13 protein-coding genes and 1 pseudogene are annotated in these 12,612 nt (G+C 36.1%); 2 read left to right on the top strand and 12 right to left on the bottom strand.

What is annotated here, in order from left to right; translation table 11 throughout:
• Positions 1–38: 38 nt before the first annotated feature.
• The 8 genes from ABC371_RS16035 to ABC371_RS16000 all read right to left on the bottom strand — a co-directional run bounded on the left by ABC371_RS16035 (position 39) and on the right by ABC371_RS16000 (position 8,059).
• Positions 39–1,307: a TRAP transporter large permease gene (locus tag ABC371_RS16035; RefSeq protein ID WP_412897692.1), complete on the bottom strand. Its 1,269-nt coding sequence runs from the start codon at positions 1,305–1,307 to the stop codon at positions 39–41.
• Between the two features lie 39 nt (positions 1,308–1,346).
• Positions 1,347–1,865, bottom strand: a complete 519-nt coding sequence (locus tag ABC371_RS16030; RefSeq protein WP_412897691.1) for a TRAP transporter small permease — start codon at positions 1,863–1,865, stop codon at positions 1,347–1,349.
• A 124-nt stretch (positions 1,866–1,989) separates the two neighbouring features.
• Positions 1,990–3,006 carry a DctP family TRAP transporter solute-binding subunit gene (locus tag ABC371_RS16025; protein ID WP_412897690.1) on the bottom strand — a complete coding sequence of 339 codons (1,017 nt, stop codon included), beginning with the start codon at positions 3,004–3,006 and terminating at the stop codon, positions 1,990–1,992.
• Positions 3,007–3,036: 30 nt separating this feature from the next.
• Positions 3,037–3,822, bottom strand: a complete 786-nt coding sequence (locus ABC371_RS16020) for an HpcH/HpaI aldolase family protein (RefSeq protein ID WP_412897689.1) — start codon at positions 3,820–3,822, stop codon at positions 3,037–3,039.
• Between the two features lie 74 nt (positions 3,823–3,896).
• Positions 3,897–4,775 (bottom strand): fumarylacetoacetate hydrolase family protein, encoded by an 879-nt coding sequence (locus tag ABC371_RS16015; RefSeq protein WP_412897688.1) that lies wholly within the window; start codon positions 4,773–4,775, stop codon positions 3,897–3,899.
• Between the two features lie 50 nt (positions 4,776–4,825).
• Complete coding sequence (locus ABC371_RS16010) at positions 4,826–5,905, bottom strand: Ldh family oxidoreductase (RefSeq protein ID WP_412897687.1); 1,080 nt, start codon at positions 5,903–5,905, stop codon at positions 4,826–4,828.
• Between the two features lie 55 nt (positions 5,906–5,960).
• Entirely contained in the window at positions 5,961–6,608 is a 648-nt protein-coding gene (locus ABC371_RS16005; RefSeq protein WP_412897686.1) for a GntR family transcriptional regulator, read from the bottom strand.
• A gap of 164 nt (positions 6,609–6,772) precedes the next feature.
• On the bottom strand, positions 6,773–8,059 hold the full coding sequence (locus tag ABC371_RS16000) for an NCS2 family permease (protein ID WP_412897685.1): 1,287 nt from the start codon (positions 8,057–8,059) through the stop codon (positions 6,773–6,775).
• A gap of 115 nt (positions 8,060–8,174) precedes the next feature.
• On the opposite strand from ABC371_RS16000, the gene ABC371_RS15995 reads away from it, so the two are divergent.
• Positions 8,175–9,041, top strand: a complete 867-nt coding sequence (locus tag ABC371_RS15995) for a LysR family transcriptional regulator (RefSeq protein ID WP_412897684.1) — start codon at positions 8,175–8,177, stop codon at positions 9,039–9,041.
• Between the two features lie 583 nt (positions 9,042–9,624).
• On the opposite strand, the gene cspD is transcribed toward ABC371_RS15995, so the two are convergent.
• From cspD to msrA, 3 genes and pseudogenes are all read right to left on the bottom strand, one after another.
• A complete protein-coding gene (gene cspD / locus ABC371_RS15990; RefSeq protein ID WP_077618477.1) occupies positions 9,625–9,825 on the bottom strand; it encodes a cold-shock protein CspD in 201 nt (66 codons plus the stop codon).
• A gap of 251 nt (positions 9,826–10,076) precedes the next feature.
• Positions 10,077–10,523 carry a peptide-methionine (R)-S-oxide reductase MsrB gene (msrB, locus tag ABC371_RS15985; RefSeq protein WP_412899372.1) on the bottom strand — a complete coding sequence of 149 codons (447 nt, stop codon included), beginning with the start codon at positions 10,521–10,523 and terminating at the stop codon, positions 10,077–10,079.
• Positions 10,500–11,039 (bottom strand): annotated as a pseudogene (gene msrA / locus ABC371_RS15980) (peptide-methionine (S)-S-oxide reductase MsrA); the annotation flags it as partial. The pseudogene msrA and the gene msrB, both read right to left, overlap by 24 nt.
• Before the next feature lie 118 nt (positions 11,040–11,157).
• Between msrA and ABC371_RS15975 the strand changes: the two are divergent.
• Positions 11,158–11,403 (top strand): DNA alkylation repair protein, encoded by a 246-nt coding sequence (locus ABC371_RS15975; protein WP_412897683.1) that lies wholly within the window; start codon positions 11,158–11,160, stop codon positions 11,401–11,403.
• Between the two features lie 129 nt (positions 11,404–11,532).
• On the opposite strand, the gene ABC371_RS15970 is transcribed toward ABC371_RS15975, so the two are convergent.
• Positions 11,533–12,549, bottom strand: a complete 1,017-nt coding sequence (locus ABC371_RS15970) for an acyltransferase family protein (RefSeq protein ID WP_412897682.1) — start codon at positions 12,547–12,549, stop codon at positions 11,533–11,535.
• Positions 12,550–12,612: the final 63 nt, after the last annotated feature.

The following is a 12,612-nucleotide window of genomic DNA, read 5'->3' as shown; positions in this document are numbered from 1 at the left end:
AGGCAGCCCTAACTGGACTGCTACTTTTTTATGCATATTCACATTAATAAATCTGGTAAAAACGTTGTTAAACTTGGGAAGAGTATATGTATTCCCACCGAAACTAGCAATGCCAGTATGAATGGCCATAGATACTTAAAAGTTTCATGTATTTCTATTTTTAAAATACTCGTTGCTATAAATAAGCCAACTGCCAATGGAGGTGTTGCTCCTCCGATTATTAGATTAATAAGAGTAACGACGGCATATACTAGTGGGTCCATTCCAAGTCCAACAGCTATAGGGAAAAATATAGGTGTTGTCAATAGTACTATAGCATTTGTTTCCATAAACATTCCTAGTATAAGAATTATCAATTGAATAACAATGATAATCATGATAGGACTACTAAACATTGATAGTAAAGCTTCACTTATTTTTTGAGGTATTTGTTCAGAACTTATGATCCACCCAAACGGACTCGATACTGCAATGATAAAGAGAATCATTACACTTGAAGCTACTACTTTTTTTAGGACAATAGGAAAATCCCTTATTTTAAGTTCTTTGTATACAAAAAAGGCTAAAATAAACGCATAAATCGTTCCTACTGCAGCCGCTTCTGTCGGTGTGAATATTCCTAATATGATTCCCCCCATTATAATTATGGGAGTAAGAAGTGGTAAAATAGCACCTTTAAAAGATTCCAAAACTTCACGCAGTTCAAATGAACCACTTTTTTCATAACCCAACTTTTTGGCCATGATAATTGCAGTGATTGCTAATAATACGGCGGTGATTATTCCAGGTATGACTCCTGCTAATAATAACGATCCAATTGACACACCACTAGAAACACCAAATATGACCATTACAAGACTTGGCGGAATTAAAATTCCTAAGCCTCCGGAGCTAGCAATAACTGAAGCTGTGAATCCTTTTGCATAATTTCTTTTCACCATTTCTGGTCCCATAATAGATCCTATAGCAGCTACCGTTGCAGCCCCAGATCCAGACACAGCACCAAAGAATGCACTTGCAGCAACTGTCACAACTCCAAATCCACCTTTAACAAAACCTATTAAACTATCAGCAAAACGGGTGAGCCTTTTTGTGCTCCCTTTCTCCATTAAAACTCCTGCAAATACAAATAAAGGAAGGGCTAACAGCGGAAATGAATCAACACCTGCAATCATTCTTTGAAGAATAATAGAAATTGGGAAAGTACTCTCAAAAACGATATATACTAATACACTAAGTCCAATCGAAAAAGCAACTGGAACACCTATCAAAATAAATAGTAATAAACTCACAAATAAAAGTGTCAATATTCTTCCCCCCTCCAATAACACTTACACACCAATGATCTATATGTGCTTTATGTCGTTGGAAATTTCACTAGAAGTACTTTTATCATTCGAAAATATTTGTTTAACAATATCGATACAATCCATTAACAAAAATAATATGATAAATACCCCTGCCAAAGGAAATACTCCGTAAAGTAAACCCATAGGAATTTTTAATGAAATAGAACCTACGTCCATATTTGAAAGTAAGTAATCATATGAGAAAATTGAAATAACTGCAACGAACGTAATACATAGTATGTTTACTACTATTTCTACACATTTCCTTAGTTTAACAGGCAATAAATCTACTAAAAATCCAACCCTAATATGTTCCTTATCTGCGGATAATACTGCGGTCCCTAGAAAGACTAACCAAACAAGGGAGTAGCGAGTAAATTCATCGCTCCAAAAAAAGGTAATATTAAATACATATCTTAATACAACTTGTAAAAAAACGACAATTGTAAATTGTAATAATAGGATGTAAGTGAGGTAGTCTAAAAACTTCACTAAAATATTTTTTAGTCTTAACACTCTTAACACACCTCCCTAAAATTTAGAATCATTTGATTACATAAATCTCATTCAATTTTGTCCTTGGAGACTCAAAATAGATTTGGAGTCTCCAAAGAAGTTTATAGAGCAATGTTTTTAAAACTTAATTTCGATATTCATTAATGGCGTTGAGCATTTCTTCGCCGAAACGATCTTTCGCATTATCCCAAACTGGTTGAACAGCTTCTTGGAATTCCTTCTTGTCCACTTCGTTAATTTTCATTCCTTCTTCCTCAAGCTTTTTAAGAAGGTCTTTTTCTAATTGCTGATTCTTTTCACGTTGAATATCTTGGAACTTAATCGCATTTTTCTCGATTATCTCTTGATATTCTGGTTTTAAGCTATTCCAAACATCTAAATTCATTACCATAGGTGCCCCATTCCATATATGTCCGGATAAGCTTAAATAATCTTGAACCTCATGAAACTTAAAATTATAAATTAGGGATACAGGATTTTCCTGTCCATCAACAGTTCCTTGTTGCAAAGCAGTATATAATTCTGGTAATGCGATAGGCGTTGCACTTGCATTTAGGTTTTTAAATGTTTCTATTCTCATATCTGACTCTGCAATACGAAATTTAATTCCCTCTAAATCTTTTACCGTTTCAATTGGTCGTACATTATTTGTAAAATGACGATAGCCATTTTCCCAAAAAGCAAGCACTTTAAACCCTTGTTTTTCTGCACCCTTTTTAAGTAAATCACCGACTTTTCCATCAACTGCAGCATACGCACTTTCTCTCGTTGGAAAGGCAAATGGTAATTCATCGATTGCTAATCCGGAATCATATACTTCAAATATTGCGATAGCTAAAGCTAATTGCATTTCGATAGCCCCAGATCTAACTTGCTCTATTGTTTGGTGTTCACTTCCTAGGACACCATCCGCATGAACTTCAACTTTCACCTTACCATCTGTTTCTTTTTCCACAGCATCAGCAAACTCTAATAAAGTCTTTGGAATCAAGTCTGAACTTGGGGACGCTGATGCAATCTTTAATACCGTAACATCATCTTCACCTTTTGCTCCTCCCGATGAAGATGATTTTCCACATGCAGTACTAATAATTAATAACATTGCCAGAATCATAGTTAATAGCAGTTGTTTTCGTTTCATATTGACCTCCGTTTTGTTTTATTTTTTCGATTATAATGACCTTAGTACCGAAATATTTTCTGAATAGCCCTGACTTAATATTTGTCTGTCACTAGCACTAGTGATGATTCTACATCCCTTAGCAATCCATTCTTTGGCTTCTTTTGCTACTTGTCCAGGATTGCTATCTAAAATAACTCTTACAACATCTGTATTTTTTTCTCTAGCAAGTTTCGTAATTTCAGATAGTTTAGATTCCACGTATGGATGATCGATTTGCCCAGGCAAACCAAGTGTAACAGAAAGGTCAAAAACCCCTAACGCGATTGCATCAATTCCTTCTACTGATAGAATTTCTTCAATATTTTCAATACCTTCTGGGCTTTCAATAAGTAACCATACCATTGTTTCTTCGTTTGACCATTTCACATAATCTGACCATTGAAATATCCCGTGACCAGTTGATCGAGTTAACGGACAAGCCCCACGAAAGCCATTCGGAGAAAATTTTGCTACTTTTACTATGTCCTCTGCTTCACCCTTTGTCGATACACCGGGCACAAGAATTCCCATCGCACCAGCATCAAGTGCCTTTAATATTCCTGTCTTATTATCATCTGGTAATCGTATGAACGGTGACGCACCTCCCAATTCAATGGCTCGAAAAAGAGAAACTGCAGTTTCAATTCCGAAAGATCCATGTTCAGTATCGACTATCACAAAATCAAAACCTGCATAGGATGCTAGTTCCGCAGTTTCTGGTGACGACATTTGCACCCAAGTTCCAAAAGCAACATTCTTCTTTTCTAACGCTTCTTTCACTCTATTTTCTTTCAAAGTATCCACCTCCTCTATTGGTAATTTTTGGTTATTTAGAATATACAGAAAAATGGAATTAAAAAAATATATCTTTAAGCTAATCTATTTTTCAGAGTTCCAATCTTTTCAATCGTAACCTCTATTTCATCACCGGGTTTAAGCCATTCTTGTTCATTTTCCGGATATCCTAAAATAACCCCTTCTGGTGTTCCAGTGAAGATGAGGTCTCCAGGTTTAAGAGTCATATATTTAGAAATATAGCTAATAATGGTAGCACAATTAAATATCATATGTTTGGTATTGGAGGATTGACGAACTTCTCCATTGACTTTGCATTCTATATCTAAATTGCTTGGATCAATACTGTCTGCTGTCACAACATATGGTCCAACAGGAGCAAAACCATCTAAGGTTTTTCCGAGTAACCATTGACTAGACGTAAACTGTAGATCTCTTACAGATAAATCGTTACCTACACTATAGCCAAATACAGCTGATAGAGCTTCACTTTCTTCAACATCCTTAATTTCCTTACCAATTATAATTACTAACTCAGCCTCATAATCAAACTTTTTTCCTACCTTAGGTAATGAAATAATTTCATTTTGCGCTGCTAATGCATTGTTAAATTTGTTAAATAAAATAGGAGTCTCCGGCACATCTACTGTTTTTGCCTCTTCTATATGGCTAAGATAATTTAATCCTACACAAACTATCTTTTCTGGGTTTGAAACGGCAGGAAGATATTCCACTTCTTCCTCATTTTCTAAAAATAATGCTAGGTCCTCATTATTCGCACTATCTATTATTTTTTGAATAACATTTATGTCACCACTTTTTATTACTTCATCTAAACTATTTGGTATTTCCTCTTCTAATCTTTTCGCAGCTTTGTTAAGATCAAGGACACCTCGTTCGACCTTCACACCTATACCAAGCTTACCATCTTGGACATAATGTAATAATTTCATCTACAATTTCCTCCCTTTTGATTGTTACTCTTTAACAACCCTATGTAACCTTATTTTTTAGAAATTTGATAAAAAGGCTTAATTAAATCTTCTTCTACATTCAATGATTTAGAAAACGCTATCAATTCCGTGATTACAGATGTTGGAAGATTTACTCCACCATTTACGTTTTCTTCCTTTCTACGAAACTCTAATTCACCTGGTAAATATACTTCATCAACTCCTACAGCTAACTTTGAACTTTTTATAAATTGAATGTAGTTGCTAACTTTAGATTTAAAAATAGCTGGATTCATAAAAGCGTCAATTCGAATTCCTAAAAAGAAATGACTAACATTACTTGGCGTATTGTGTAATACTCTTATATCCGATCCAATTGCTCCATCACTTAATAACGCGGATAATACTTCAATAATAACAGATAATCCGTAGCCTTTCGGTCCTCCTACAGGAAATAACGAACCACCATTTAACACTTCATCTGGATTCGTAGTTGGCTGTCCGCTCGAATTTATGGCCCAACCCTCTGGTATCATCTCACCTTTACTTTTGGCATTTAAAATTTTTCCAAACGGGACGGTACTTGTAGCCATATCTAAAATAATAGGTGGTGCTTCTTTATCAGTAGGAATGGCAATAGAAATAGGGTTATTGCCAACCCTAGCTTCAGCGCCACCCGGAGCTGGCATAATAGGTGGAACGTTACTAGCAGATATACCAATTATGTTATGTTCTTGTAGTTGATTTGCCCAATATGCAGCGGCTCCGAAATGATTGCTATTACGTACAGAAATAGCAACTATCTCTGTTTCTTTTATCTTCTCAAGAATTAGGTCAACGGCTTTTTGGGAGACAACCTGCCCTAAACCATTTCCCCCATCTAATAAGGCTGTACTTTTTGTTTCCTTCACAATCTTAATTTGCGGATTAGATTCAAAGACCGATTCTTGTAAACATTTTAAATATAAAGGTAGTCTCATAACACCGTGACTACTAATTCCGTTTAAATCTGCATCAACTAGTGATTTAGCAGTAATCAACGCATCTCTTTCAGGCATGTTTTGTTTTTTTAAAATCTCAGTACAAAGTGCAACTAAATCTTCAGATTGAATATTGCTATTATTAGTCATTATTCACTACCCCTTTATCAAATAATCTTTTAGTGTTTTTTTACAAGTCGTCTTGTTAAATTCCATCCTGTTCAATAAATGAAATCAAAGCCTTTTCTAAATGTTTTGTCACAACTTGATCAACAGCACCTTCTTCTAAAGCTAAGATTATTTCACTATGTTCCTTCATTACTTCTTCTCTTCTAGTTGTATTTCCATATTTAATACCTAGTCGAAGCATAGTATCAGAGAGTCGATCAGAAATATCTTTTATTCGACTATTACTAGTGTGTTCATATAGCGTTCTATGAAAATCGTAGTCTAATGACATAAAATCTATATCGTTTTGTTCGACTGAATCCGCTTTCATTTTTGATAAGTTTCTTTTTAATTTTGTAATACATTCATTACAGTCCGGAAGACTTTGTATTTGCTTCGCAAGGCTTGGTTCAATTATTAACCTCAGTTCAAAAATTTCCCTTACATCTTCATGTGTAATTGGTTTTACATACTTTCCTTTGTACGGTATTGAGTAAACCCATCCTTCAGCCTCTAAAGTTTGAATTGCTTCACGAAAAGGAGTTCTACTAACATTGAACTTCTCATGAACATATTGCTCGGTAATCATTTCGTTGTCTTTTAAAATTCCTGTTATGATAGCATTTTTTAGAATAGCATAGGCTTGTTCTTTTAAAGAATTTGGCATAACAAGGTTTGATTTCATACTAATACCTTCTTTCCATTAATTTCCATCATATATTATATATTGTATATTTCATATAATATATCCTGATGATTTAATAATCAACCTTTTTTTTATTTTCTGAAAACATTTTATTTTTTCCGGAGATATAAAAAACAAGTAGCCCACGTTGAAGGCTACTTGTTTTAAACCACATATTGAATCACAAAATTACTAATAAATAAAATTGCAATCATATAAAGTGCAGGATGTATTTCCTTCCCTTTTCCCATCAACAGCTTCATCACAGGATATAAAATAAAGCCAATCGCCATGCCATCTGCAATGCTATATGTTAATGGAATCAACACAATGATTAGTAACGCTGGAAAACTTTCCGTAAAATCATCCATCGAAATGTTTACTATGTTTTGCAGCATTAGAACACCGATTAAGATTAGAATCGGAGAAACCGCGCTTGCCGGAACCATTTTAATAACCGGAATAAATAACATTGAAAGTAAGAACATAACCCCTGTTACGATGCTGGTTAGTCCCGTTCTACCCCCAGCAGTAATTCCAGCAGCTGTTTCCACAGAAGCAACTGTAGGACTTGTTCCAAAGACTCCTGAAGATAAAACAGACACCGCAGTTGCTTGAAGAGATTTTTTACTACTTTCCGGTCGTTTTAGCATATTGCTATGTCCATGAATTAAACCAATGTTTTCAAAGACGAGCACCATTGCTAAAGAAATGGACGTTAACCAGAAAACAAGATTCCCTGCTTCTGCCCATGAAAGTTGACCAAATACTCCCAAGTACTCATGAAAATCTGGTGTAGAGAAGGTAATCACTTCATACTTGGCTCCACCAAACAAAATGGATAACACCGATGTAATGAAAATACTTAATAACAGGTTACCAGGTACATTTTTAATAAATAATAAGACTGTGATAATTAAACCTATAAAAGTGACAATCACATTAGGGCTACTTAAATCCCCTATTGCTAGTAACGTGTGCTCAGAGCTTGTAATAATCCCCGCATTGTCAAACCCGATTAAAATCAACAGTACTCCAATCCCAATCGATATCGCTTCTTTTAAAGAATTGGGGATGGAGGAAGTAATTACTTTTGCCATCGGGGTAAAAGCAATCACCACAAAGATTAGTCCCGAAACGAAGACCATCGCCAACGCTTCCTGCCAAGTGAAGCCCCCAGATTGCACGATTGTATAAGTAAACATCGCATTTAAACCCATTCCTGGAATGAGGAGAATTGGTGTGTTACTCCATAACCCGATAAATACGCATCCAAAAAAACTAGTTAAGATCGTTGCAATGATTCCCGCCTCCATCGGAATACCCGCTGCTGCTAGAATCGTTGCATTAACAATAATGATATAGACTACGGTAATATATGAAATGAATCCTGCAGAGAATTCTTTTCCAATTGTAGTTCCATGTTGTTTTAAGTTAAAAAATCGTTCCATTTTTATCACCTTTCTATCCGTGAAAACGATTCTTATCATAACATGGACTTATACCATATGGAAAATATATAATTTATATAGAAATCATACTTTTTTCGTATAGAAGGAGAAATAAATGGACATAAAACAATTACGTTATTTCATCGCCATAACCGAGGAAAAAAATATAACAGCAGCTGCGAACCGGCTTCATATGTCACAACCCCCATTAAGTATGCAACTAAAACAGTTGGAGGAAGAGCTTGGTGTTAAATTATTTGAGCGCAATGGCAAAAGCATGGAGTTAACCGATAAAGGCGCTATTCTTTATCAACGCGCATTACATCTCGTGAACAGTGTCGAGGAAATTAAACATGAAATTCATGAAACAGAAGAAGGAACGAAAGGTGTTCTGGCTGTCGGAATAAACACATTATCTGTTTCAGGTTTTTCCGACATGCTGCAAGCCTTCCATAAAAAATATCCACTCGTAACGCTGAAGGTTGTTCAGAATGACTCTTATTACCTAGCGGAAATGGTTAAATCACGGGCGATTGAGATGGCATTCGTACGTCTTCCACTTGCAAATCGAGGTTTCATATATGAACACCTGCTTAGTGAGCCATTTGTTTTTGTGAGTAAAACAAAAACAGACATAGTTTCGCTGGAAACGATCTCACAATTACCACTCATTATTCCAAGTACTGAAGGTTTGGGGAGCTATAACATCATTCACGAAGCCTTCTCAAAACAAAAACTACAATTCACGAGTATTGCCGAGTGTTCGGATATGCATGTATTAATGGAAATGGTTAAAGGCGGAATGGGAGCAACGATTGTGCCCAAATCCGTATTGGATGTGTATGGAGATGGAGATCTATATTCTGCTCCGATTAAAGATACAACGATGTATTCCTCATTAGGTATGATTTGGCTTGAGCATCACTATGTCTCGACACCCGCTAAAAACTTTATCAAGTTGGTTAAAGAGCAATTATCTTAATTATTGCACTAGGGTTCGTACCATTAACCATTATTCTTACTAGCTATTGTTTGCATAACTTACCATGAGGGGACGATTAGGCTTTATTCGTACCATTAGTCTTTATATCGCAACCAGCGAGGCTACGATTAGCTCTTATTCGTACCTTCAGTCGTTTGCATATCTTCCGGTGAGGGAACGATTAGTTCTTATTCGTACCCTCAGATGTTTACATAACTTCAAGTGAAGGCACGATTAGCTCTTTTTCGTACCTTCAGATGTTTACATTACGTCCAGTGAGGGAACGATTAGGTGTTATTCGTACCCTCAGATGTTTACATAACTTCAAGTGAAGGCACGATTAGCTCTTTTTCGTACACTCAGTCGTTTACTTAGCAACCAGTGAAGGCACGATTAGCTCTTTTTCGTAGCCCAGTTGTTTACTTAGCAACCAGTGAAGGCACGATTAGCTCTTATTCGTACACTCAGTTGTTTATATTGCAACCTATGAGGGTACACCGATCCGGTCCTACCTCATAAAACCCCATAAAAAAACAGCCCTACATATGTAGGACTGTTTTTGAGTTCTTATTTATAGGTTAAATTATAATTTAACTACGTTAGATGCTTGAGGTCCACGGTTACCTTCAACGATTTCGAAAGAAACTTCTTGACCTTCTTCTAAAGTTTTGAAGCCATCGCCTTGGATTGCTGAGAAGTGTACGAAAACATCGTCTCCACCTTGTACTTCGATGAATCCGAAACCTTTTTCGCTGTTAAACCATTTTACTTTACCATTTTGCATGAAATATGCCTCCTAAAAATAACACACAAACCATTTGTGCATCGAAAAATTTAACCATTGTACACTTACATAAATCTAAAACAAATTCACATATAACTTCAGAAGATAAGCCGAAATTAACGTTCTTTCTTTTCTTTAAACTTATATAACGCAACAAAATGGTCTATTTCATCATAGCACTCTAGATTACGAGAGTCAACCAACAATTATGAAAATAGTCATTTTTTCACAATTGGTGTATAGACATGTTTTTACCTAAAAAGCTTCGTATATTCTCCGTAGCCTTCTTTTTCAAGATCTTCTTTCGGTATAAAACGAAGTGCTGCGGAGTTGATGCAATAACGCATTCTAGTTGGACCAGGGCCATCATAAAATAAATGTCCTAAATGCGAGTCTGCTGTATTACTTCTAACCTCCGTACGAATCATGCCATGAGATGTATCAAGCTCTTCTACAATTTCTTTAGCATCAATTGCCTTAGTAAAACTTGGCCAGCCACAGCCTGCATCATATTGATCCAACGAGCTGAACAATGGCTTGCCTGAAACAATATCGACATAAATGCCATCTTTTGCATTGTTCCAAAACTCATTTTGAAACGGTGGCTCTGTACCTTGTTCTTGTGTCACATAGTACTGCATATCTGTCAGATTTTTCTTCGCCTCTTCAAATTCTTTTGCAGCCCAATGTTTTCTAATAAATGTATCCCTTCCAGAGCCTTTACGATAACGATTATAATGTTCTGGTTTCTTTTTATAATAATCCTGATGATACTCTTCCGCACGATAAAATTCCTTTGCAGGAAGAATTGGAGTTACGATCGGTTTTGAGAAAATCCCGCTTTCAGCAAGCTTTTGTTTCGATTCTTCTGCAATTTTTTTCTGTTCCTCCGTGTGATAGAAAATCGCTGTACGATAAGAATCTCCACGATCGAAAAATTGTCCACCCGCATCTGTTGGGTCGATTTGCTGCCAAAAAAGTTCAACTATTTTTTCATAAGGAAAGATGTCTGGATTATATGTAATTTGAACGGCTTCATAGTGTCCTGTTGTATCAGAGCATACTTCTTCATACGTCGGGTTCTCTTTCGTTCCCCCTGTATATCCTGAAACAACCTCAATAATTCCTGGCTGTGTATCAAACGGCTTAACCATACACCAGAAGCAGCCACCTGCAAAGGTTGCTTTTTCAACTTTTTCATGTGGATTTTCCATTTGCACTCTTCCTTTCTCCTTTTGCTTGGTTTCATTATATCATTTCTAGCGCGTGTTCAAAAAAATACGCTCATATTTATTCCAGAAAGGGAAAAAGTAAAAAATAGGAGGTGCAAAAATGAGTAGTCCTTATTTATGTCCTAATTGTAAAACCAATCGCTCAAGATTTAATATTATTGAACAAGTGCCAAAGTCGGTTAAAATGGACCCACAAAGTGGCGAAATTGTTGAAGAATACACCGCAAACCTTGACCCTTTCCATGTCCCATACCGTGGTCCAGAAATCAAAGTACAATGCGGCGTATGCGGCCTCATCGAAGACGAACAATCCTTCATCAAACGAGCCCAAAACTATAAAGGGTAAAGTGTCATGACCCACTGGCATCCACGGTTGCAACGGAAACGGTTCTTATGGTTCCCAAAACCACACAAAAGGGACCGTTCCCTTGGTTACCAGTATCAACTGGACCAAGAGAACCGTCCCTTTGGTTCCTTAATACCCTTCCTGTTTTACTCTGAAGGATCGCTTGATGATGGAGATTCGGAGTTCGATGAGTGGTTGGGTAATTGCACGGATTGTTTTGGATGATAGTAGCAATGTTAATAGTAAGGATGCGATTACTAATATTGCAAAATTACCAGTATCATTAATCACGTCGAGCCATTCGCTGTTTCGGAAATATTTAATCACAAAGCCATGTAATAGATAGACATACAATGTGTGTGTTCCCCAGCTTGTGAAGAAATATTTATTTTTCGGTAATAAGGAGTAAAATGCAATTGTCATCACAATTGATATCGCATAAACTGCTAGTCTTATGAGCCCGCCTAGATTTTCCTGTGAAAGTGTCTCATACGACTTTGATCCCAACAGCCAACCAGTATTGAAATCTGGAACAAAATAATAGCCAATAAAAATCGCCAACAGGAGTATCGCTGATCCCACTTGGACCGCTGGACGTTTCAACGCAGTAAAATGCTCTTTTTTACAATAGAACCCTAATAAGAATAAAGGGAAAAAGACAAATGTCCGTGATAAACTCAAATAATTCTCCACGTATGGAATATAACCTACCCCTACCCCAACGATAACCGCAAGTGCTAACGACCATTTCATCGGTAATTTTGTATAGCCATAAAGCATTACATTCCAACAGAATAAACTAATGAGGAACCAAAGTGACCATTGCGGATTAAATGGTTCGAATAAGAGCGACTGCCCATTATATAGGAAGTAATAATAAATTGTATAAATTAACTGAAAAATCAAATACGGAATCAACAACTTTTTCGCCGTCTTTTTAATGTAGCCTTCCTTCTTAAATCCCTTTGCAAAATATCCCGAAACTAAAATGAAAGCTGGCATATGAAAGGAATAGACAAAGTGGTAAATTGTCATGATGATTTTATGATCATCAATAAAAGGCTGTATAAAATGTCCAAAGACAACAAGGAATATTAGGATAAACTTCGCGTTATCAAAATAATACTCTCGCTTAGTAGCCATCATAAAACCTCCATACTATTGTTATCGTATTATAGCATCGCGAGGAGGTATTTTATCCGTTGTCTT

The sequence above is a fragment of the Bacillus jepli genome, assembly GCF_047238305.1.
In the GTDB taxonomy this organism is placed as follows: Bacteria; Bacillota; Bacilli; order Bacillales; family Bacillaceae_L; genus Ferdinandcohnia.
This window is presented reverse-complemented; position numbering and strand designations above follow the sequence as displayed.

Excerpts from the sequence above, each read along its gene's own strand:
- ABC371_RS16025 (WP_412897690.1), bottom strand. The coding sequence starts at position 3,006 with ATGAAACGAAAACAACTGCTATTAACTATGATTCTGGCAATGTTATTA.
- ABC371_RS16015 (WP_412897688.1), bottom strand. The coding sequence starts at position 4,775 with ATGAAATTATTACATTATGTCCAAGATGGTAAGCTTGGTATAGGTGTG.
- ABC371_RS16010 (WP_412897687.1), bottom strand. The coding sequence starts at position 5,905 with ATGACTAATAATAGCAATATTCAATCTGAAGATTTAGTTGCACTTTGT.
- ABC371_RS16005 (WP_412897686.1), bottom strand. The coding sequence starts at position 6,608 with ATGAAATCAAACCTTGTTATGCCAAATTCTTTAAAAGAACAAGCCTAT.
- ABC371_RS16000 (WP_412897685.1), bottom strand. The coding sequence starts at position 8,059 with ATGGAACGATTTTTTAACTTAAAACAACATGGAACTACAATTGGAAAA.
- ABC371_RS15995 (WP_412897684.1), top strand. The coding sequence starts at position 8,175 with ATGGACATAAAACAATTACGTTATTTCATCGCCATAACCGAGGAAAAA.
- cspD (WP_077618477.1), bottom strand. The coding sequence starts at position 9,825 with ATGCAAAATGGTAAAGTAAAATGGTTTAACAGCGAAAAAGGTTTCGGA.
- ABC371_RS15975 (WP_412897683.1), top strand. The coding sequence starts at position 11,158 with ATGAGTAGTCCTTATTTATGTCCTAATTGTAAAACCAATCGCTCAAGA.
- ABC371_RS15970 (WP_412897682.1), bottom strand. The coding sequence starts at position 12,549 with ATGATGGCTACTAAGCGAGAGTATTATTTTGATAACGCGAAGTTTATC.